Origin of the sequence: Leeuwenhoekiella parthenopeia (assembly GCF_020782115.1) — a bacterium.
In the GTDB taxonomy this organism is placed as follows: domain Bacteria; phylum Bacteroidota; class Bacteroidia; order Flavobacteriales; family Flavobacteriaceae; genus Leeuwenhoekiella; species Leeuwenhoekiella parthenopeia.
The window spans coordinates 103,487-126,928 of the sequence record NZ_JAJGMW010000009.1; the positions used below are offsets into that span (position 1 = coordinate 103,487).

At 39.5% G+C, this 23,442-nt stretch carries 18 protein-coding genes and 1 pseudogene; 5 read left to right on the forward strand and 14 right to left on the reverse strand.

Annotation, left to right across the window (positions count from 1 at the left end; translation table 11 throughout):
• Window positions 1-28 precede the first annotated feature (28 nt).
• Genes LLW17_RS08750 through rhaM form a run of 5 tightly spaced genes read left to right on the forward strand, consistent with a single transcriptional unit; the run spans window position 29 to window position 8,220 of the window.
• Window positions 29-1,486 carry a fasciclin domain-containing protein gene (locus LLW17_RS08750; protein ID WP_228229876.1) on the forward strand — a complete coding sequence of 486 codons (1,458 nt, stop codon included), beginning with the start codon at window positions 29-31 and terminating at the stop codon, window positions 1,484-1,486.
• 20 nt (window positions 1,487-1,506) lie between these two features.
• A complete protein-coding gene (locus LLW17_RS08755) occupies window positions 1,507-4,692 on the forward strand; it encodes a SusC/RagA family TonB-linked outer membrane protein (RefSeq protein ID WP_228229877.1) in 3,186 nt (1,061 codons plus the stop codon).
• A gap of 29 nt (window positions 4,693-4,721) precedes the next feature.
• Complete coding sequence (locus LLW17_RS08760; RefSeq protein ID WP_228229878.1) at window positions 4,722-6,482, forward strand: RagB/SusD family nutrient uptake outer membrane protein; 1,761 nt, start codon at window positions 4,722-4,724, stop codon at window positions 6,480-6,482.
• Between the two features lie 59 nt (window positions 6,483-6,541).
• Window positions 6,542-7,888 carry a sulfatase-like hydrolase/transferase gene (locus tag LLW17_RS08765; protein ID WP_228229879.1) on the forward strand — a complete coding sequence of 449 codons (1,347 nt, stop codon included), beginning with the start codon at window positions 6,542-6,544 and terminating at the stop codon, window positions 7,886-7,888.
• A gap of 11 nt (window positions 7,889-7,899) precedes the next feature.
• Window positions 7,900-8,220 carry an L-rhamnose mutarotase gene (gene rhaM / locus LLW17_RS08770; protein WP_228229880.1) on the forward strand — a complete coding sequence of 107 codons (321 nt, stop codon included), beginning with the start codon at window positions 7,900-7,902 and terminating at the stop codon, window positions 8,218-8,220.
• 19 nt (window positions 8,221-8,239) lie between these two features.
• Here the strand turns inward: rhaM and LLW17_RS08775 are convergent, their stop codons facing one another.
• From LLW17_RS08775 to LLW17_RS08835, 14 genes and pseudogenes are all read right to left on the reverse strand, one after another.
• Window positions 8,240-8,773 carry a DUF8685 domain-containing protein gene (locus tag LLW17_RS08775; RefSeq protein WP_228229881.1) on the reverse strand — a complete coding sequence of 178 codons (534 nt, stop codon included), beginning with the start codon at window positions 8,771-8,773 and terminating at the stop codon, window positions 8,240-8,242.
• A 43-nt stretch (window positions 8,774-8,816) separates the two neighbouring features.
• Complete coding sequence (locus LLW17_RS08780; protein ID WP_228229882.1) at window positions 8,817-9,554, reverse strand: hypothetical protein; 738 nt, start codon at window positions 9,552-9,554, stop codon at window positions 8,817-8,819.
• 88 nt (window positions 9,555-9,642) lie between these two features.
• Window positions 9,643-10,638 carry a DUF3078 domain-containing protein gene (locus LLW17_RS08785; RefSeq protein ID WP_228229883.1) on the reverse strand — a complete coding sequence of 332 codons (996 nt, stop codon included), beginning with the start codon at window positions 10,636-10,638 and terminating at the stop codon, window positions 9,643-9,645.
• Window positions 10,639-10,658: 20 nt separating this feature from the next.
• Window positions 10,659-11,837, reverse strand: a complete 1,179-nt coding sequence (locus LLW17_RS08790) for an AIR synthase related protein (protein WP_228229884.1) — start codon at window positions 11,835-11,837, stop codon at window positions 10,659-10,661.
• A 178-nt stretch (window positions 11,838-12,015) separates the two neighbouring features.
• Window positions 12,016-13,512: a carboxypeptidase regulatory-like domain-containing protein gene (locus LLW17_RS08795; protein ID WP_228229885.1), complete on the reverse strand. Its 1,497-nt coding sequence runs from the start codon at window positions 13,510-13,512 to the stop codon at window positions 12,016-12,018.
• Window positions 13,502-14,938, reverse strand: a complete 1,437-nt coding sequence (locus LLW17_RS08800; RefSeq protein ID WP_350355203.1) for a CsgG/HfaB family protein — start codon at window positions 14,936-14,938, stop codon at window positions 13,502-13,504. The genes LLW17_RS08795 and LLW17_RS08800 overlap by 11 nt, the downstream gene beginning before the upstream one ends.
• 1 nt (window position 14,939) lies before the next feature.
• Window positions 14,940-15,350 (reverse strand): curli assembly protein CsgF, encoded by a 411-nt coding sequence (locus LLW17_RS08805; protein ID WP_228229886.1) that lies wholly within the window; start codon window positions 15,348-15,350, stop codon window positions 14,940-14,942.
• A gap of 4 nt (window positions 15,351-15,354) precedes the next feature.
• Entirely contained in the window at window positions 15,355-16,011 is a 657-nt protein-coding gene (locus LLW17_RS08810; RefSeq protein ID WP_228229887.1) for a curli production assembly/transport protein CsgE, read from the reverse strand.
• A 128-nt stretch (window positions 16,012-16,139) separates the two neighbouring features.
• Window positions 16,140-16,625 carry a hypothetical protein gene (locus LLW17_RS08815; RefSeq protein ID WP_228229888.1) on the reverse strand — a complete coding sequence of 162 codons (486 nt, stop codon included), beginning with the start codon at window positions 16,623-16,625 and terminating at the stop codon, window positions 16,140-16,142.
• Window positions 16,626-16,797: 172 nt separating this feature from the next.
• On the reverse strand, window positions 16,798-17,943 hold the full coding sequence (locus LLW17_RS08820) for a hypothetical protein (RefSeq protein WP_228229889.1): 1,146 nt from the start codon (window positions 17,941-17,943) through the stop codon (window positions 16,798-16,800).
• 424 nt (window positions 17,944-18,367) lie between these two features.
• Complete coding sequence (locus tag LLW17_RS08825) at window positions 18,368-19,297, reverse strand: hypothetical protein (RefSeq protein WP_434084776.1); 930 nt, start codon at window positions 19,295-19,297, stop codon at window positions 18,368-18,370.
• Window positions 19,298-19,402: 105 nt separating this feature from the next.
• Window positions 19,403-19,546 (reverse strand): annotated as a pseudogene (locus LLW17_RS19070) (curlin repeat-containing protein); the annotation flags it as partial.
• Between the two features lie 490 nt (window positions 19,547-20,036).
• Window positions 20,037-20,810: a hypothetical protein gene (locus tag LLW17_RS08830; protein ID WP_228229891.1), complete on the reverse strand. Its 774-nt coding sequence runs from the start codon at window positions 20,808-20,810 to the stop codon at window positions 20,037-20,039.
• A 411-nt stretch (window positions 20,811-21,221) separates the two neighbouring features.
• The gene (locus LLW17_RS08835) at window positions 21,222-23,405 is read right to left on the reverse strand and encodes a glutamine synthetase III family protein (RefSeq protein WP_228229892.1); all 2,184 of its coding nucleotides are present in this window, start codon (window positions 23,403-23,405) and stop codon (window positions 21,222-21,224) included.
• Between the last annotated feature and the right edge of the window lie 37 nt (window positions 23,406-23,442).

Sequence of the window (23,442 nt, forward strand, 5' to 3'; positions counted from 1 at the left end):
AATCTGTTAAACATTTAATCCCTTAAGGATGATATCTATAAAATTGAATAAAAACTATCTCGGTCTTGGTTTGCTGCTATTGGGCCTGGTTTCGTGCTCAGAACCCTGGGAAGACCACGCGGGAGTGAATGATCCTAATCTCACGCTCAATTTGAGTGAGGCTATTTCTCAAAACGCGCAAACTTCAGAATTTGGAAAATTGCTTGCAGAAACAGGTTACGATCGGGTTTTAGCGGGGTCTAAAACCTATACTGTGTTTGCCCCTTCCAATGAAGCTGTTGCCGCTGTTAGCGCCGATGCACTAAGTACAGCTCAGGCCAGGAAGCAATTTGTGGCCAATCATATTGCGCTGACTGCATTCTCTTCAGTAACGCAACAAGACACGGTAGTTATTCAAATGCTTTCAGACAAGTACCTGGACTTTATAGATGGCTCACGAGTTGCAGATGCCCGGATTACAGATGCAGATAATTATACATCTAATGGTTTATTCCACATTATAGATAAAGATCTTGCTCCCCGAAAAAATATCTGGGAATTTATTAAAGAACGTGCTGCTACCAGTGATATGAGTGCTTATTTACTGGAGCTTAATGAATTTAACCTCTACACCAGAGACTCGGTAGCAAAAGCTAATGCTATACCCGGTATGCAGGCAGATTCGCTTAGCAATTCCTATTTCACCAATGTCTATAACCTCAACAACGAAAAAAACAAATACACCTTTTTTCTGTTAGATAATGAAAGTTTCAGTGAGGAGACCGATAGACTAAGACCCTATATGAATTGGCCGAGTGAAGATACTACTACAGTATACACTAATTACTTCACCACAAGGGATTTAGCATTCCATAAAGCCATCGCGCGTGAAAACCTCCCGGATACCCTGGTTTCTAGGTTCGGAGTCAAAGTCCCGCTTACCGAAGCTACCATTGCCGAAGAAATTCAACTGAGTAACGGAGTGGTTTACGTGATGAGTAAACTTGAGGTTCCTTTAGAAACAAGGTTGCTTACCACCACTATTCAGGGCGAAAATCCATTTGGCTTTAGCCAGTCTGACAAGCGCGCCAATACGTTTTACCGGGAAAAAGCAGATCCTCAGGGAAATGTATTCTTTGATATTATGGTTCAAAATCATCGGGTTCCGCGGTTTACAATCTACTATACCGCTAGCAACCTGTATACTACTACCTATAAAGTTTACTGGAGGGCGATTAATGACATTCAGACAAACACCTTTCAGCAACGGGTGAGTTTTGGAGGATTTATTTCACCAACAGACGGCTCTTTACAACAGCCTTTTGCGGAGTTGCCGTATACCAATGTAGAGCCTAACACCTATGAAGAAGTTTATATCGGTGAGTTTTTCATTGATCGGCAGGGAAGATCGGCGCTGCTTGTGGCGCTACAGGCCGCCAATTCTGCTGCAGATGGAGTTAATACCCTTACTCTTGATTATTTAAAACTAGTTCCTGTAATTAAATAAAGTCTTTTAAACCAATAGTTATGCTCAAAAAATTACAACTAACCTGTTTTCTTAGCCTGCTTTTTTGCGTTGCATTGCATGCGGGGCTTTATGCTCAGGATTCTGCTGATTCTACCGCTGTGCAGAATAAAGAAAGTATGGAGGTAAAAGGCTTCGTGAAAGATGCAAAAACCGGTAAAGGTATAAGTGGAATCAACATTGCAGTTGAAAATTTTTCTGCCGCTATTACCAATGAAGACGGAAGCTTCACCATAAAAACTCCGGACCTCAACGCATTGCTTACAGTAAGTGGTCAGGATTATCAGACCAAAGTGTTTCCGGTAAATAATCGGGAAACTAACCTGGAGATTATGCTCTTTGAAGCGCATTACTCGCAGTTTTATGAACTTGCTCAGCTTCCATCCGGTGAAAAATTGCAATACTCAAATACACAAGCTGCCGGTGTGGTAGACTTTGAGGCCCTACAGTGGGGCAACCCTGTAAACGAGTCTGTTGGAGACTTTCTGCAAGGTCGCGTGGCCGGTCTTAACAGCGTAAGAAAATCTGGTGTCCCCGGTTCTGGATCCTATTTAAACCTAAGAGGTTTCAATTCACTATATGCGACAAACAAGCCACTTATTGTTGTAGACGGGATGATTTATGACGATGAAGACTATGGCTCCGGTATTATACAGTACAATTCCTCTTCACCGCTATCTATGCTAGAAGTTAAAGACATTGAAGATGTAACGGTCCTTAAAGATGGCTCATCGCTTTACGGAACAAAAGGAGCTAATGGAGTTATAATCATCACCACTACCCGACCCAACGAGCTAACTACTAAGATTGATTTTACGATGTATGGCGGAATGAATCAGCAACCCGATGCATTACCGGTTATGAGAGCGGGCCAATACCGTACCTATTTGACTCAGCTAGTCGCCTCAAGGGGCGATAGTCAAGCGCAAATCGCAAACCAGCCCTGGTTGAGTGACAATCGTGCAAATGGGGATTTCTTTGTGTATAACAACAATACCAAATGGCAGGACCAGGTTTTTAGAACTACTTCCAATCAAAACTACTTTCTAAGAATTAAGGGAGGTGATGATATAGCAAAATACGGTCTTTCTGTAGGTTACCTTAATAATGAAGGCATTACCTCTTACTCGAGTATGGAACGTTACAGCACACGACTTAATGCCTCTCTCAGATTGACTGAAAAACTTACTGTAGATGCCAATCTATCTTTTATACACAATACCGAAAACTTGAGAGATCAGGGCCTGGCCTATAAAACAAGTCCTTTATATCTGGCTCTTACAAAATCGCCATTTGTTGCAGTTAATGCTATAGACGCAAATGGCCAATTCTCACCTAATCTGGCAGATGTAGATATTTTTGGGGTTAGTAACCCGGTAGCTATACTGGAGAACGGCCTGGGAGTAAATAAAAATTACCGGTTCTTCGGTGATCTGCATTTCAATTATGTATTCAATCCTAATTTTAGTCTGAATAGTATTTTAGGAATCACATTAAATAAAGAGCGTGAAACATTTTTCATTCCTGATTTTGGAGTAGCAGATATAACATTACCCACCGCAATAGCAAACAACCGAAGTGGTAGCGAGGTTCAAAGACTCTATTCCATTTATACCGATACATATCTTAAATACAGTAAGCAACTGGGACAGAAAAACTTTTTTGACTTCCGCCTGGGCTTTCGCAGTCAGAGCAATAATTCAGAAAGCGACCTGGGACTGGGATATAACTCTGCGACAGATGATTTTACCAGTGTAGGTTCAGGCAGTAATTTACTGCGCTTTGTAGGGGGCTCTCTGGGAGAGTGGAACTGGATTAACGGTTATTTTAATGTAGATTACAACTACCTCAACAAGTACTATTTAACGCTGAATGCTGCGGTTGATGGTTCGAGTCGTTTTGGAGATGAGATTCAACAGGGTGGTTTTGCTTTAGGTGACTCTTATTACTCGGCACTAGGCTCTGTGTCAGGAGCGTGGTTGCTTTCTTCAGAAAGCTTTATGAGAAATGCCGAAGCCATTAATTTACTTAAACTGCGTGCCAGCTATGGGGTAAGCGGTAATGATGACATCGGCAATTTTACGGCTCAACAACTCTATATATCTCAAAATCTTTTAGGAGTACAGGGTTTGGTACGTGGAAATATTGGTAATCCTGAGTTGAAATGGGAAACGGTTTCAAAACTCAACCTGGGACTCGACCTTTCGATGTTTAAAGACCGCTTCAATGCCTCTTTAGATGTCTATCAAAATAAAACTTCAGATATGATAACCTATGAGTCAACCACCACCACTACCGGTTTTGATTACATCGTCACCAATAGCGGAACGATGAAAACACAAGGTTACGACCTAAGTTTAAATGGCAGGTTGATTCAAACCTCTGATTTTGGTTTTGATTTTGGACTTAATCTTTCCCGTTATGTTAACGAAGTAACCAGCCTACCGGGCGATCCAATAATTACAACCTTTGGAGGTGCTACTTACATCACACATGAAGGGCAGGATGCTAATCTGTTTTACGGTTATAAAACAAAGGGCGTTTACTCGACTACTGCCGAAGCCAATGCTGATGGTCTTAGCAGACCTTTGGGCAATGGGAACCTACTGGCATTTGAGGGTGGAGATATACGTTTTGAAGACCTTAATGGAGACAAGATTATAGACGATCGCGACCGTACCGTAATAGGCAATCCCAACCCCGATTTGACCGGAAGTCTTAATACCCGATTCAAATACAAAAGACTCAGCCTTTCTGCCCTGTTCTATTTTTCGGTAGGCAATGACCTTTATAACGGAGTTAGATACAATCTGGAAAAAATGAGCGGATATGAAAATCAAAGCATAGCTGTGCTTAACAGATGGGTTGCCGAGGGACAACAAACCGATATACCAAGAGCAGCCTGGGGTGACCCGCTGGGCAATGCATCGTTTTCAGACCGTTGGATTGAAGACGGTTCGTATCTAAGACTTAAAACACTAATGCTATCTTATGACATTCCTACTCAGCTTCAGTACATAAAAGCAGTTCAGGTTTATGCCACTGCAAACAACCTGTTGACCTTTACTAACTATCTGGGATACGATCCCGAATTTAGTGCGACCAGCTCTATTTTTGGCCAGGGTGCTGATCTTGGTTTAATGCCGCAATTTACCACGATGCAGTTGGGCTTACGTCTGGGACTGTAATTCAATTAAAATCATTAAGCGCTACACCTATGAAAACCTTCATAATTACGAACAGAAATACACTTTTACTCGCAGTACTCGCCATACTCCTGAGCTTTACCTCCTGTCAGGAATATTTAGATGTAGAACCACAGGATCAATTAAATTCAGACCAGGTTTACAGGGATGTATTTGATGCCGATGCGGCAATAATAGGAACTTATGGCAAGTTTATGCAACTGGCCGAAAAATATGTTTTGCTTAATGAATTACGGGCAGATTTAATGGCTACGACACGTAATTCTGACCCTGAAATGATCGCCCTTTCTGAACATTCGGTCACTACAGATAACCGGTTTGCTAACCCCAAGGATTTTTATGAGGTCATCCAGAATTGCAATGACAACCTTAAAAACTTTGACATTATGCTGGCTGAGAAAAAGTTTACCCAAACGGAATACAATCAGCGTTACGCAGACATAGGTACCCTGCGATCATGGATTTATCTTCAACTGGGAATTCACTATGGTTCTGTTCCCTATATTACAGAACCCATAGAAAACCTTGATGACGTTAGAGATGCATCGAAGTATGAACGAATTCCATTTGAAGAATTGATCGACGAACTGGTAGCCTTTACTGAAGGTTTGGCTTATACCAGTCCCTACTCTTCAGACAGTTCGCTTGTTATAAGTGTAGATGGATATGACACTGCAAAATTCTTTATCAACAAAGAGTGTCTTCTGGGAGATTTACACCTTTGGGACAATAACTATACGCAAGCCGCCATACACTATAAGAATGTAATGGAAACCGGAACGATGAGTGGCAATGACTCTGATCGTTTTGATACGTACCGGATAAAATTTGCGGAGGTTGCTACAAATAACGATTTGGCAGTAGGTTACCTGCGTTTTAGAGAACAGGATCGGCTGGCTCTAATCGATAATAATGTGCAGGGCTGGAGGTCTATATTTGCCAGAGACCGCGACGTTTTGTGGAACACTGAATGGATCTGGTCTTTACCCTTTGACAGCAACTTCGCTCCTAAAAATCCATTTATTGATCTTTTTTCAAACCGTGGCGGTGAGTATTTGGTTAAACCTTCTCAACGTGCTATTGATCTTTGGGAAGATCAAAATCAACGTAATGGTTTTCCTTATGATGCCCGAGGAAAGCGGTTTACCTATAACATCATTGACGGCGATGAAGTGATCATGAAATATATTTATAAATTTTTAGATCCTGTTTCTCAGTCGCCTATAGACCTGTTTCAAACCGACGGAGACTGGTTTTTATACAGAGCCGCAAAATTACATTTACGCTATGCTGAAGCAGCAAACCGCGATAACCAAAGCCGTATAGCAGATGCTCTTTTAAACTTTGGTATACAAAGTGAATATACTGTGCCCGGGGTAACAGACAAAACCGATATTGAACAGACCTTTCAACCTTTTCCTTATAATTTTGACGCACGTAATGGTGACTTCCCAAGGTTTCGAGCAGACTGGCACAGAAACGGAGGGATACGCGGCCGGGCTTATGTAGAGCGCGCCGAAGTTTTAGGAGACAGTGTCATCTCTATTGAGAACAACCTGATTGAGGAAGCAGCATTAGAGCTCGCCTACGAAGGTAACCGCTGGGGAGATTTGGTTCGTATTGCTTTACGCAGAAATGACCCTTCATTTCTGGCTGATCGCATCTACGAGAAATTAAATGCCGAAGGCAGCTCCCAGGCAGGTGCCGTTAGAACTAAACTGATGGTTCGCGAAAACTGGTATCTGCCATTTGTATGGAATGAAGAGGAATAAATAAATTTTAAGTGTTTATATTCAGGTCAAATTTTAGAATAATGCTAAGGTTAACAGCCTTGGCATTATTTTTTGCAACTGCATCGGGATGTGAAGATGTCAAAAATCAAGTAGAAAAAAAGGCAACAAAACAGGAAGTTCCAAATTTTCTGGTCATCATTGCAGACGACGCAGGATGGGATGATTTCGGTTTTCATGGTTCAGAAATACAAACACCTACCTTAGATAGCCTGGCTAAAGAAGGCCTCATTCTCAACCGGTTTTATACCTACCCAACCTGCTCCCCTGCTCGTGCGGCATTTCTCACCGGAAGACCCGCCAGCAGAATGGGTATTGTCGCACCTATAAGTGATAAAAGTGAGCTTAAATTACCCGACAGCATTTTAACACTTCCGCAGGCATTAAAAAAACTCAATTACAATACCGTTTTATTGGGAAAATGGCATTTAGGTCTACAACCGGAAAATGGACCTAAAGCTTACGGCTTTGATTATTCCTACGGGTTTTTACACGGTCAATTAGATCAATACGAACACACCTACAAGAACGGAGACAGCACTTGGCACAGGAACGGAACGTTCCTAAAGGAAAAAGGCCACGTTACCGATTTAATTACCCGGGCAGCTGTAAACTATATAAATCAGCACAAAGCATCCACACCCTTTTATATGCAAGTAGCCTACAGCGCTCCGCACATTCCGTTACAGGAGACCGAATTCTGGTTGCAAAACTATAAAAGTATTGAAGACCCTTCGAGGCGTGCCTATGCAGCAGCTATGTCGCATATGGATGCCGGCATAGGCCGTATTCTTAAAACATTGGGGGACAATGAGCTTAATAAAAACACGGTCATTCTGTTTTTTAGTGATAACGGCGCTCAGGAACAATGGATACCTACTACTCAATATTCAGGTAAATTTGAACCCAATCTTAGATTAGGTAGTAATGAACCCCTGCGCGATTTTAAAACAACTAATTATGAAGGCGCCACAAGAGTACCGGCATTACTTGTTTGGCCCCAAAATATACCCGGTGGTACATCTGATAATTTTGTGGGTATTACAGACTGGATGCCCACATTTTTGAATTGGGCTAAAGCCGAAAATATTCCGGCTTCAGTAGAGGGAGAGCTTATAGATTACTTACTTAAACCAAAGAAAGTAGAACGGCTCACTCCTATCTACACACGTGGTCATTTACAGGAGTCTGTTATTGTTCCTCCTTTTAAATTAATACGTACCCGGCATTTAAAATCCGGCCCCGATTACGAGTTATTCAATATAGAAAATGATCCTGCCGAAACGAATGACCTTTCGCAGAGCGATAAACACAGGTTCGATCAACTCCTGTCACTACTTAAAAAGGAATTTAGCAGGGATTACTTACGAGTTAATAAAGAACATTAGAATAGTAAATTATGATCACACACGCCTTTACCATGCAACTTAAACCGGGTTTTGAGGAAGAATACAAGCGCAGACACGATGCAATCTGGCCCGAATTACAGGAGCTGCTTGCAGAATCAGGTATCGAAGAGTATTACATCTACCTTCATGAGCAAACGGGTACTTTATTTGCATTTCAGAAATTGATGGCCGGTCACACCACAGCATCCTTACCCGAACATCCTGTGGTTAAGAAATGGTGGAATTATATGGCTGACATCATGAATACCCACCCGGATCATTCTCCGGTTGAGAACAGGCTGAAGGAAGTTTTCAGGCTTGATACGAAATGATTTAAGTAAAAAGGGCTATTTACTTGCTTTTACCCTCCCCTTTAAAGTTTTGCGAACTGTTTTTAAACAGCACATTAAAGGTGGTCAAACTCCCGTAAATACGGGTTATGTATTGCTGAAGGTCTATTTTCTCCTGGTCGTCAAGATTGGCGCTGGAATTGATTTTCTGCTCCATTACCCGAATGCGATCCCGTACCATAACTATTTTATGGAAAAACGTATCAATAGGTATTTCTTTTTGGGAAAGACTAGAATCTGCCGGACTCAGAATAAGTGTGCCGCCTTTATATTTGTCGGCAATAGGAACAATCTCTGAAATATCTGAATATTGCTTGAGCATCTCTCTCAGGGTGCGTTCTACTTCATAAAAACTAATCGTGTCTACCTCATCCTCAACGGCTTCAATCACCTCAAAATCTGCATCTAAATCTAGTGTTTCAAGACCATTCTCTATAAAGGTGACCCAGTAATGCTTTGAAGTAACATTGGTGACTACTCCGTCACCATAATCAGCGTGCTTAATGCGCGAACCAATGCCTAATAAATTTTTCATTCTAATTTCTAAAAGGTATTTAACGTGGGTTTAGATAAACGGCTCAAAGCTTTTTATCAATCATTTCATATTGATAATATTCCTCTTTTACACTTTCGTAATTAAGGCCATATTTTACAATTAGTGCTGTAGCACTTATAAAGAAAAATCTGTCAAAGAAATAAAAAACATCAAATTCAAAATAATATGCAAACAAGGCCGCAATATCTGAGAAGATAAAGCCAAAGGCGAAAAAAATATACATTAGCGACCTGTTGCTGTTGTATTTATTGTTGTAAGATATAGCCTGAACGCCTAGTACCATCATAGCAGCACCGTAAATATAGAAGAGTATGGGCTCGAGACTATCGTGAAAGGTGTAGGTAACCATTTGCATATTCATGATTATATACAACACATAAGTATTTGCCGCTACCAGAAGACCGGTTACCAAAACAACCCCGGGATTAAATTTTATCTGAGAAACCTTTGGAAGCCTTTCCAGAACTATCGTTAAATAAAACAATGTTCCAAAAATGAGATAAAACTTGTAACCCCATCCTTGTTCGTAGAATTGAAAGAAAATATCCCGAATAAGTAATACCAGTAATGCTGTAATTGTCCAGATATTAAGAATTTTTTTCGCTACAACATAATACAGCAAAAACGAAAAAATACTAACAAGTCGAATTAACCTACTCGTTTCCAGATCATAAAAAGCAATAACTCCAAGATTTAAGAGTAAAACAACGGCAAGAAATGCCGGAAAAAATAACTCAACTTTAGATTTGTTAGCCTGCATTAAAGTGTTTAATTAATTATGATGGGGGTACATTCATTAAATACTTACGCAAAAAGTACAAAAAGAGTTTTAAAATTCAATCACTTTTTTAAAAATCAACAATAACACCTATTCCTAGTTGCTGTTTCCACTGTACACGCGCACCCATGACCATTTCGTCACCATCAACATTAGTCTCGGTAATTTTAATGTCATTGTCATAGCGTAAGTGTGAACCCAATTTGGCGAGAACAAAACTGTTTACCTTGAAGTTTAAATTAAGTTCCCAATCTACATCAATGTTTCCAAAGCTATTGAGATAATCTGTATAAAGATTTATTGAGTTTGTGAAGTTAATATTTTCCATCAGCCGTGCTTTCCAGATGCTTTGCAGTAAAATACCCAGTTCACTATTAAAATTTTCTCCTTCCTTGATGATATTACCGTCGGCATCACGCACAGCAGGTTCAACACCAAACGAACCGGTATTGGCCAATACCTGGTCTAAGACGATGGTAGACTTATACGTAAGAGGGGAAGCATAAACCGAAAGATTGTCTATACGCTTACCATATTCACTCCCTATCCCCAAAAATACATAGCCCGGAGCCATGAACTGAGAGATGGGTGTCTTATTATCAGGATATTTATACCCGTTAGTAAATTGAGAAGCAAATCTAAATTTTGCCGAGTAATACCAGTTGGAAATCGTATCGCGGCGGTATCCAAAGTCTGAAGTTACCTCCAGCTGATCATCGGTTTTTCTGATTTCCCGCCCTTCCTGACTGTTAATACCGTAACGCCCTACAAATCTATTGCGCCACTTGGTTTGTACATCGGCGTAATTACGCTCGATCTTTACTTCTGCGAGACCGGAAAAAGAATTGGTACCACCGGAGTTCCAGTTCACAAAAGCAACCTCGCTAAGATCTACTCCTGCCTGATTTTTTTTGACCCAATTGGTCTCTTCTTTTTCAATAAAACGATCCTTCAACTGCTTAACCACACTTTTTTTTACGGGTAAGGGGAAGGTTATGTGCTGCGCATAATTTGCGCCGGAAAGAACAAAAAAACAAAGAACTAAACAAAAAGATAACTGCTTCAAAATAGGCGTATTATAAGATTCTAATATGTAAACGTTCCAAAGGTACTTTTAATTGTTAAACGCTTCTCTTCAGACGCCTCTACCCGGCCAATTATTTGTGCAGGTATGTTAAATGATTCTGAAATTCTAATTATTTGATCTGCAAGTTTGGGATCTACGTAGAGTTCCATACGATGCCCCATATTAAACACCTGATACATTTCGCGCCAATCTGTATTACTTTCTTCCTGAATAAGTTTGAAAAGGGGTGGCAACTCAAACATATTATCTTTCACAATATGGAGATTATCAACAAAATGTAAAATTTTAGTTTGTGCTCCTCCGCTACAGTGAATCATTCCGTGCAGCATGCTTCGGTCAACATCCTGAAGAATTTTTTTAATCACCGGCGCATAGGTGCGTGTAGGCGACAAAACCAACTTCCCGGCATCTAAAGGGCTATTCTCAACTGCATCGGTGAGCTTCTTCGAACCACTGTACACCAGATCATCAGGCACTGAAGCATCAAAACTTTCGGGGTAGTTTTTAGCCAGATATTTACTAAAAACATCGTGACGTGCAGAGGTAAGACCGTTGCTTCCCATACCTCCATTATATTGGGTCTCATAACTGGCCTGCCCGTAGCTTGCAAGGCCTACGATAAGGTCACCCAACTTTATTTTTGCATTGTCAATAACATCTGCCTTTTTCATTCGGGCTGTTACCGTAGAGTCTACGATTATAGTACGCACCAGATCTCCAACATCTGCGGTCTCACCTCCGGTACTTTTTATCGTAACTCCGTGTTTTGCGAGATCAGCTATGAGCTCTTCGGTACCATTAATTATCGCCGAAATGACGTCGCCGGTAATGAGGTTTTTATTTCTTCCTATTGTAGATGAAAGCAGGATATTATCGGTAGCTCCCACGCATAGCAGGTCATCTACATTCATAATCAAAGCATCCTGAGCAATACCTTTCCAGACTGAAAGATCACCGGTTTCTTTCCAGTACATATAAGCAAGCGAAGATTTTGTACCGGCTCCGTCAGCGTGCATAACGAGACAATGCTCGTCACTGCCGGTTAAATAATCGGGTACTATTTTACAAAATGCCTTAGGGAATAAACCTTTATCAACGTTTTTTATGGCTTTATGAACTTCTTCTTTACCGGCAGATACACCCCTCTGGGCATAGCGTTTTGAAATCTCTTCACTCATTTTTTGTGGCTATTCTGCAAAAGTAAGAAGTAAACTACCTCGGGGCAAGCCTTCAAGGAAATGGTTAGAAACAAAATTTCAAATTCACAACAAGCCTCAGGACATTTCACCCTACGGCGGCGCCAATAAAAACGTCCTGAAATTTCAGGACGTTTTTAAAATGTATTGCAAACGGTTATTACTCCCAGTCTGGCATAGATGCGTTTGTGAATAATAATTGTACAGGGTTTGTACTTGAGGAGGCAAATTCCACCCTATGTACTTCGGGAATAGCTGTTGTATTATTTGAAACTCTTGTAAAAATAACACTACCTTCAGAAGGCGAAAAACTAGGATCCAGGTCATTCTTACCGGCAGGCGTATTAGTAACTACCTGAGTGGTGCCTTTGGTGTTTAAATCGTAAACATATATCCTGCTACTAAAAATCCTATAACTATCGTTTTCTGATCCTGATGTATCTCTGGTAAAAATCACCCTGCTCGCATTAGCATCAATATCAAGTCCTCCCGCAGCACCAGATTGATTTTGCAGGATAATATCTCCCACGGTTTGCGAACTAAGATTCACTGTAAATATTTTAGCATCATAACCCCGGTTATCATTTGTTTTCAAAACAATCAGGTTGTCATCGAAGTCTGTAGCCGCTACCTCACTAATAAAGGAACCATCTTCGGTTTTATATATCTGCGTTCTTCCGGAACCATCAAAATTGATACTGTACAATTTGTCAAAATGAGGATAATATAGTTTACTGCCGTTCTGGGCCCAGGTAAAATCAAGGTCACTTATTCTAAATCCATTTACAGGTACATCCTGAGTTAATTGCCGTTGGCCTGAACCATCTAGATTCATTGTAAAAAGATGCGTGTTCCCTCCTACTGTTCTTAGAAATGCAATTTTCCCAATTTCTGAATTCTTTCTGGGTCTAAAACTATTTTGACTGGATGCCGTAAGTGGTATTTGCTCTGAACCATTTTCATTAGAAGAAATGATTTGTGCATTCGAATTAACAATACGCGTAAAATGAAAATCTTTTGAACTATACCCAAGAGTTGAAAATTGAAAGTTCTCACTTCTCACCGGTTGGTTAATCGCATCAGAAACGGTGATCTGCCAAACATATGAGGTTCCTCTAGAAAGGTCTGAAATGGTAAAGGTTGTATCTGTTATATTCTCGTAGCGCTCCAGGGTATTCTCATTAACGTTACGCAATTCTAAAATGTAATTAAGATCATCGTCATCATTGGCCCCGGAGGTCCACAGAAAAGTAACCTCAGTCGCCACGTCTTTACTAGTATCTGCCGGACTTATCAATTCTGGAGCCAGAGGGGATTGATTATTAACAGTACTTACTTCAAGCTCAAATACAATATTATTAACCCTGCCCTCTTCGACCTGAGATGCCTCAAATGCAGTTATATAACCGTCTAATTCTGCCTGAACTGAATATTGACCTTCTTCAACATCAGTAATAGTAAAATTACCATCGCTATCTGTAAAAACCGTATTGGAAACCGGGTTTGAACTAATCTTTACATTTTCAAGTGGCAGATTTTCTCCTTCAGTTACCACCTTACCCGTGATCGTACCCGTGCCAAACTCACTAATTGGATCTTCATTACAGGAGATAACCAAAAGCAACATACAATAAAAAACAGCGTATTTAATTTTCATCCCCATTATTTTCTAAAGGTTTATCTGTGGTTTTTGATTTCGAACTAAAATTGAAATGGTACTGCAAGCCCAGTCCAAAATTGTAATAAAAATCGGTGTATTTACCGCTTTCCACACCATCTATCAGGTCTGTAAAAGGAATATTGTGCTCACCCCATAATCTTAAACTTATTTTTGGACTAACATTATAATTTATCCCGAAACCGTATTGAAATTTTCCATCTGTTTGTTCTTCATCCAAACCTAAATTAGCGCCATCACCGAAGCCTATAATTATACCGCCTCCTGCATATACAAATGGTGCAAAACGGTCATTCTTCAGTAAGTTGAATTCCAGATTTAAATCCAAATGCCCAAAAGTATCTTCAAAAGAAGATTCACTTTCAAGTTTAAAGAGTCCGCCTTTTAAGCCTAAAGACATAAAATCAGTCAGTGAGGTATTATACCCTAAGCGTATGAGCGGGGCAAAATTTCCGGCACCATAGTCTCCCTTATAAAGAGCCCCTCCTAAATCAATACTCATTGCATTTTTAAAGGTTTGATCGAAAAATTCGCGCTCATAAAGACGGGTTGATTCTTCTTGTTTTTTTTCCTCTAAATACTCCTGTACCAATTTATCGTTAAGGTCGTTACCCGATTTTGTCGACCATAATCTATCTTTTATTCCTTCTATGATTAGGGCGTGTACCGCCTTCTCAATTGCCTCTTTCATTGCCAGTTGAACCGGTTCATTTTTAGTGTACCCGGTTTCAACTTCCAGTAATCGCTGAAAGTTTACGTATCTAAATAAACTGGCATCAATTGCCTGAGATAGTATGGTTTTAGAAATATATACGGTTTTAAGAATCTTCCCGCTTGAGGTAGATACTGCCCTTAAATAAACCGTGATCCTGTCTTGACGGTATTGCGTAGAACCACCAACTCCAAAATATCTGGCTCCCAAACCGCCTGTTATAATATTAGAATCATAACTTATGATACCCCCTTCCAGTAATACTCCGGCATACAATAAGGGTGGAAGGTTGGGTTGGTTAGGGTTACTGTTTTTTCTATACTCATCCCGGGTAGATCTAATGATATTTCGCTCGTTTAGAAGATTCCCAAGATTTTCGCGCTCAATAGGCGTAAACCATTTTGAATCTTCCAAAGCCTTGATAAGCATTGTAGTTGCACCCTGAGAAACTGCTGTGCTAAATGTGCTACCATTCTCTACATTTTTGTACTGCCCGGTCTGATCTTTAAAGTTGTAAACACCCGCAACTATAGGCTCTGCCGGCTCTGGAAATTCAACAAGTTTTGTGCTAAAACCCGATGTTTCTCCTATGCGCGCTTGCTCATTTACTACCGGCTGGTTAAAGTAAGCTCCGCAGGAAGCAAACAAAAGCCCACATGCAATATGTGTAACGACTCTTTTTAAATTCATCATATTATTGATTTGGTACAATGATTTGGGTTTGCTCCCCGGTATTGGTATCTAAAATATTAATCACCAGTCCTTCCTGAGACTCATATACCTCAAGAGCAAGAGAACCAAAATTGTAGGTGCCCGCTTCGAGCCCTTCTCCTATTTGAGAGGCAAATAAACCGCGGGAAATTTGACTTAAAAGCTGTCTGTTGAGGTTGCTTGCAAATTGTTCAAGTTCTGATTGTCTGCCAAAGCGATCGCTATCGTCATTGGGATCGGTAAACGAATTTTGGGCATTAGCAGAGCTTAAAAGCCATTGGTAGTTGAAGGTTTCACCACCAAAATTAGGGTTCTTTGGTTGATAGGTAAGTTGCTGACTATAACCCAAAGTACCGGCTAATAGAATAAAGGCTAAAAGTATTAGTTGTTTCATAGGATCAATAACGTTGTACTGTATTTTGGTTTTTGTTGTTAAACTCGAGTTGTCTCATAACCTGCAGGATTGAATACTGAGCCATTTGTTTCAGGTATTCTGCAGCAGGTCTTATAAAAAATTCGAAAACCTTTTTTTCTGCGACAAATACTTCCATTTTTGTATTACGTCCTAAAGCAAGGACTTCTTTAATGGTAACTATTTCTTCTCCATTTATATTCTTGGAGAGGTAATTAGAATAAAACTCTTTATAAAAATCACTTCCGGGTTTTGTTTTGGTATCCTCAACAACAATACCCCGCAAAACAAGACCGTCTTCCTTTGATTTGGCAACATCTGCATTAGCATTGGGCTGAATTACAGTAACAGTTGTATCATCTTCGGCAATCACCCCATTTTTAATAACCTTACGATCTTTCCCAACCAGATTACCGTCTGTATCATAAATTAAAAAAAGTATGATTGTATTTAGGTCTTCCCCGCCCTGTATTGTTTCTGAAAGGACTTCTAATCGTTCGTTGGGGTCTAAAACCAGCCGACCTTCTGTTTCTTCTTTTTCCAATTCATCATTTCCGCTTTGCGGATAGATAATTGAAAATTTGTACTGTATGCTTGTATTGATTGGTGTTTTATTTGAAATTAAGCCCTTAAAAATAAACATTCCGTTTTCCTCAGTTATATCAATTTCAGCAGAAATCTCTTTATTATAAAACTGCCCGTTGACAACGGCTGTGGTAAAAAAAAGGAAAAGCAATATTAGCTGCCTGGGACTCATCTGGTCGAAAATAATTAATTGAAATTTCGAACTATTATACTTTGCCCATCTCCGGTCATAGTGATTTTCATAGCTTCTGAAATGGAATTTCCTCCAAAAATATTGATGTCCTGATTATTACCATTTTGTATAAAAGTGCTGTTAACCACAGTATTATTGAAGAAGTTGTATTTGGCAAATGTATTTTGATTGCCGTTTTGAATAACGGAAATATTTATTTCGTTTGCCCTATCGATCATCGATATGGTATTGTTTAAACCATTCTGATTAAATGCGAGATCAACATTAGAAGACTCTACAGATGTTTCTATAAGATTAGAAAGTCCCACCTGTACTATAAAAATGTTTGAATTTTCAGTTTGTTCAGCAGGCAGTGGAAGTTGTTTTGCTGAAGGAGTGTTGAGTTGGTAAATAACAGCCTGATCCAGTTCTTGTCCAAAACTAAAAAAGGATATTAAAAAAAGGGATAGTGCTACTATACTTTTAAAGGCTGTTTTCATAATTGCTAGTTTTTCGTTTCAATATAAAATCAACATTCACGGGAATATTGAAAAATGATTAGGGTGTCAAAGATTTAATTCTACTCTAAATTTAAAGAATTAAAGCAGTACGAATTTCGATCTGATAATTAAGACGTCATTCGTACTGCCTTTAAAAATTTATACTATAAAATTAATTACTTTGTGTAACTGTTGCTGAATTCATATCACCTGCCTGAGTAATAGTGCTCATTTGCATATTTCCTGACTGAAATACATCTGTCATATTACCGTCACCTAATTGATTAATTGTGCTTAAGGAGCCGTAACTTCTAACATTCAACGGGCTTTGATTACCCTGAGCTACTGTATTTATATTACCGTCACCGGTGCTCACAATAGTTGACTCATTATCACTACCAAACTGATCTACACTTGAATTATTAGAATTTCCTGTTTGATCAACATCAGACGTATTTACGTTTCCTCCAAATTGTCTTACGTCTGCACGGTTTAAATCTCCGATTTGAGTAATTAAACTTTCGTTAAGATCGCTTAGTTGTCTTGTTCTTGCTGAGTTGTTATCACCTTCTTGGTCTGTTTCAGCAAGGTTATCATCACCTCTTTGTATTAAAGTAGATGCGTTATCTGAACCCATTTGATATGCATCGGCTATATTGTTGTTGGCTCCACTAGCTAACGAACTGGTTTGATCAATAACTGAACCGTTACCATTACCATTTTGAGAGGTAATGGCAGTATTCTCATCACCTTCCTGATTTACATCAGAAGTATTATAATCCCCAATTTGACTAACATTACTATTGTTGAGATCACCTACCTGCTCAACACTAGATTCATTATACTCACTAGGGTCTGAAGAAAAAGCTTGCTGAGCAACTATAGATCTATTTCTAAAACCATCCTGAGAAACCTCACTGCTATTGAAATTACCAACACGAGATACAGTACCTCCACTATTTACAAAACCCTGTAACACTCTGGAATTATTCTGAGATCCCATTTGAATAACTTCACTGTCATTGCCATCGTATACCTGCTGAACCTGAGAGGCGTTAAGTCTACCTGTAGAACTTACGGCACTAGTATTACCATCTCCTAGCTGATTTACAGATGATCGGTTAATTGTACCATCTTGCATAACATCTGAGTCGTTCCCATCGCCAGTTTGGGTTACACCAGAAAGATTGTCTGCGCCCACCTGTGAGACCGCAGAAAGATTTGAATTTCCGGATTGAGATACATCACTTTCGTTTGATTGTGCGAATGCAACTGCTCCTAACATTAGAGCACTAGCGCATAAAATAACTTTCTTCATAGTTGAAAAGTTTAATTAATAATATATAGAATGGTTAATAAATTCTTTTAGACATACCTCGAAATAGATTTTCGCAGGTATCAATTTAAGGGGAGAAAATGTCAGCATTTCCTATTTATAGGAGTGAAATAACCAACAGAATAAAAATAAGTAAAAACTTATAAGGCCAGGCCATTCAAAGGCTCTTATTCGTTTAAATACAAATATCTTCGAAGTAAGTTTAATTGATTTTAAAAAAATCTTTTTCATTTATTTGACTGCAAAATTTATTCAGTAGAAATCGCTTTCAAAATTGTTTTAAAGTCCTCAAAAAGGGACTATTGAGACTTATAGATTTTCCAAAATTTAAGATATTCTCAATCAAATCGAAATAAAAAAGGCTTACGTTACCGCAAGCCTTTTTTACTCTTAGTTTAGAGAAAGCTTAATTAGTTTGTGTAACTGTTGCTGAATTCATATTACCCATTTGAGTTACGGTACTCATTTGCATATTACCAGATTGCATAACCGAGCTGTCATTTGAATTACCACTTTGAATCACATAAGACTCAGAGGCACCACCAGTTTGATTAACAGTACTAAAGTTAGAAATACCGGTTTGTGTTACTTCTGAAATATGACCAAAACCGTTTTGTACTGTATAACTTTCGTTACTATCACCTACCTGCATAACTGTTGAAGTCTGAGAAGCACCTTTTTGCAGATCATCAGCAATATTAGAATCACCTAGCTGTGTTTGTGTCGCGGTATGGTTGCTGTTTGCCTGCGTGATTGTTGCAGTGTTAAAGTCACCTTGCTGCATTTGTGTAGCAATAGAATTTAGCGTTCCTTGACCAGCTCCGTTAGCGAATGGTGAATCTTGTAATATGTCAGCAGTATTGTTATTCCCTATTTGCGTCTGATAAGCTTGATTAGTGGCAACTACATCACCGCTTCGGTTTTGCAAAATACTGGCAGTGTTAAGATTTCCGTTTTGGGTAATTTCAGCAATATTTGTCGCAGCAAATTGATCTACGTCTGCATCGTTATCGCTACCAGTTTGTGATACAATAGAAAGATGGTTAACACCTGCTTGATCAACATCAGAGACATTATAATCTCCAATTTGGTCAACAGTACTATTATTAAGGTCACCAATTTGATCCACGCTAGATACATTGTATTCACCTGGATCTGATGATAACGCTTGTTGTCTAACTAAAGATGAGTTTCTAAAACCATCCTGAGATACAGTACTTGTATTAAAATTTCCTACACGCGATACAGTACCTCCACTGTTTACAAATCCCTGTAAAACTCTAGACCCGTTTTGAGATCCGTTTTGAGTTACCTCACTCTCGTTGCCGTTATACACTTGTTGAACTTGAGAAGAATTAAGTCTTCCTGTTGAACTTACAACACTTGTATTGGCATCTCCTAATTGATTGACCGAAGATCTGTTAATTGTACCGTCCTGCCTAACGTCAGAGTCGTTGTCGTCACCAGTTTGAGTTACACCGGAAAGGTTGTCTGCTCCAACCTGAGAGACAGCTGATAAGTTAGCATTACCAGTTTGCATCACATCACTTTCGTTTGACTGTGCGAATGCTATTGCTCCAAACATAAGAGCACCAGCACATAAAATAACTTTTTTCATAATAGAAAAGTTTTAGAATTAATAATATATAGAATGGTTAATAAATACATAATGAGAAAGTTAAAATATAAAATACCTAAAGTTTATATCTCAGATCAGTTTGGCGAAGTTGGGATAAGCTCAATGTGATCTTAAAACTTACACTCGTTAAGAGGAGTCGCTAAATTAAAACAAAAGAAACCCTGCTGTTGTAGCATAATTGTATTATTCGACGAAATCGATTTTTAATTGGCTATGATAAACTCTTTCATTTACTACCATCATAGAACCGGTAAAGGCAGAGGCTTAAATACTTGTTTTAAAATCAAAATCAATAATGAAGCTTTTTTCCTACAAAATTATACTGAATATACTCATTATCAATAAATTCCATATACAAAAAACACCCATTTGGCGGTACTTTAAATAAAAAAACCATTCTATTTAGAATGGTTTTCAGAATTAGTTTTGCTTACATTTAGTTACTCTGGGTAACACTTGAAACATTCATACTGCCCATTTGCATTACAGTACTTGTATGTGCATTTCCAGATTGCATTACAGTACTGGTATTGTTACTGCCTGATTGCATAACAGAGCTCCAATGATCCATTCCGTTTTGCATAACTGTTGAGGTATTAGCTGTTCCAGCTTGCGTTGACATAGACATATTCATACTTCCTATTTGATCAACATCTGCCACGTTGGCTGCGCCATCCTGAGAGATTTCTGAAGTATTATTTGCTCCCCTCTGGTTGGTATCACCTACATTACCCGTTCCTATTTGCATTATTGTGGCATCATTTTCTGATCCCCACTGATAATTGAGAGCAAAATTACCGTCACCATCCTGATCGATATCAGACATGTTGAAATTGCCCCCTCCCTGAGTCACTGTTGCTCTATTACCGTTACCTTCAGTGTCAATGTCGCTTTCGTTATCACTACTTAATTGCGTAACAAAAGCACGGTTGTCATTACCTAATTGTGTGGTAGTGGCAAGGTTTCTGTTTCGTCTTTGTCGAATTGTGGAGTTGTTGTTAACTCCGGTTTGTTCTACAACTGCTTCATTATCTACAGCACCGGGAGAAACGCTACCGGACTGATCTACATCAGATTTGTTAATAGAACCCATTTGTGTCACCATCGCATCGTTACCGTTACCGGCTTGATTTACGATACTTTCGTTAGATTGAGCAAATGAAATTGCCCCAATGAATAACGCTGCTGCGCTTAAAACAATTTTTTTCATAATAGAAAAGTTTTAAATTAATAATATATAGAATGGTTAATAAATACATTTTAACATATTTGCGTAGTAAACAATTTACTTTTTGGAACCTCATACAATTCCAGCGCAAACATTTTCACCTAAGGGGTAAAACCGAAAGCATTTACAAGGGGAAGAATATATCTTTCGGTTAGCTAATGTAAGAAAAACAATACTGCTCAAAACTGGAAAATAGAATTTTTCGACAAAAATCAACCTTACGAAATCCTTGTAGTTCTACAACATCGATCTTCATTGACCTTAGTGTAGATAAGGGGAAAACACCCTTTTTAAGATCGACAGACCAATTGTAAGAATTAGACTACCCGCTTTGTAAGCATTAAAAACATCTCCATAATGTTTCAATAACCTAAAGTTAACTTACGGCTCTTTTTAATGGAGGTTTAAAAGCTCTCTGTTCTTGGTAAGCGGCCAGAGCTTATCTTCAACCAGTAATTCCAACTTATCAGAAGCGTAACGAATCTTATCAAAAAAGGGCAGCACGTTTTGGGTATAGGACACAGCGCGTTTGGCAACTTCTTCCTGATTGGCCACTTTACGAGCTTCTATCATTTCAAAAGTTAAGGTATTAATGGTTTTAATATATTCTGAGATTTTCTCAATAAGTACCAGCTGCTCCTGACCCAGCTTTTTGTGATCTGCTCCAAAAATCTCTTTGAGCCCTTTTACATTCTTGATGAGTAAATTTTGATAGCGTATGGCGGTTGGAATGATATGGTTTTGCGCAATATTGCCAAGCACTCTGCTCTCAATTTGAATGCGCTTTACATATTCTTCTAACTCAATTTCGTAGCGCGCTTTTAACTCGATCTCATTCATCACGCCGGTTTGTTCAAAAAGTTCAATAACCGGCCTGGTGATTTGTATATTTAATGCTTCAGGGGTGGTCTTGTTGTTACTCAATTTTCGCTTTTTGGCTTCAGCCTCCCAACTCGCGCTGTAGCCATCTCCTTCAAAACGTATTTTTTTCGAAGCTTTTATGTATTCCCGCAACACATTGAAAATGGCATCATCCTTTTTCATGTTTTTGGAATCGATAAGCGCATCAACCTCATTCTTGAAGTCTGAAAGCTGTCGTGCAACGATCGTGTTTAAAACTACCATAGGCCGCGAACAATTGGTCGTGGACCCCACAGCCCTGAACTCAAATTTATTTCCTGTAAACGCAAAAGGAGAGGTACGGTTGCGGTCTGTATTATCCAATAAAATTTCCGGGATTTTACCTACTACATTGAGTTTAAGATCGGTTTTTTCCTGAGGTGAAAGCTTACCGTCTGTCACCTTTTCCAGTTCGTCTAATACTTTGGTCAGTTGTTTTCCTATAAAAACCGACATAATTGCCGGCGGGGCTTCACTCGAACCTAAACGATGATCATTAGCCGCTGAAGCTACTGATGCTCTTAGTAATTCTTCGTTATCCTGAACCGCCTTTATGGTATTGACAAAAAAGGTTAGAAACTGAAGGTTTTTTGTTGGCGTGGTTCCGGGACTTAACAAATTGATCCCGTTATCGGTCATCAACGACCAGTTGTTATGCTTTCCGCTTCCGTTTACTCCCGCAAATGGTTTCTCGTGAAAAAGTACTTTAAGATGATGCCGCTCTGCGATACGATCCATCAAATCCATGATTAAGGAGTTGTGATCTACCGCGAGATTGGCTTCCTCAAAAACCGGAGCCAACTCAAACTGATTTGGGGCCACCTCATTATGCCGGGTCTTAACCGGAATACCGAGTAACATACACTGCTGCTCCAGATCTTTCATAAAATTAAGCGCACGAGTGGGGATCGAACCAAAATAGTGGTCATCTAATTGCTGACCTTTTGCAGGAGCGTGACCCAGCATTGCGCGACCGGTTTGCATAATATCGGGTCTTGACGCCGCCAAAGCCGCATCAATTAAAAAATACTCCTGCTCCCAGCCCAAAGTGGCCGTTACTTTATTTACACTTTTATTGAAATATTGTGCAACGGCAGTAGCCGAACTGTCAATTGCACCCAATGCACGCAATAGCGGAGTTTTATTGTCAAGGGCCTCTCCCGTGTAGGAAACAAAAACGGTTGGAATACACAGTGTAGTGTCTAATATGAAGGCCGGTGAAGAAGGATCCCAGGCCGTGTAACCCCGCGCCTCAAAGGTGTTTCGAATTCCCCCATGAGGAAATGATGAAGCATCTGGTTCCTGCTGAACGAGTTGGGCACCATCAAATTTCTCCATGGCGTTACCGTCCATATCGGTTTCAAAAAAGGCATCGTGCTTTTCAGCAGTTGCGCCTGTAAGCGGCTGAAACCAGTGCGTATAATGGGTTGCTCCAAGCTCTAATGCCCACTGTTTCATACCTGCCGCAATGCTATCGGCCATAGCGCGCTCTATTTTTGAACCGGTGTTGATCGCATCTTCAACAGCTTTAAAAGCTTCGGCAGAAAGCACCTGTCGCATAGCCTTTTTGCCAAACACGTGATTCCCAAAAACAGCAGATCTACGCTGATTTTCAGTTATTTGCATGCTTTTACGATTGTAACTTTCCTTTAGAGCAAAAAAACGTAATGAGTTCATAACAGGCTTATTTTTATGAATTACTAAATTCAACCCT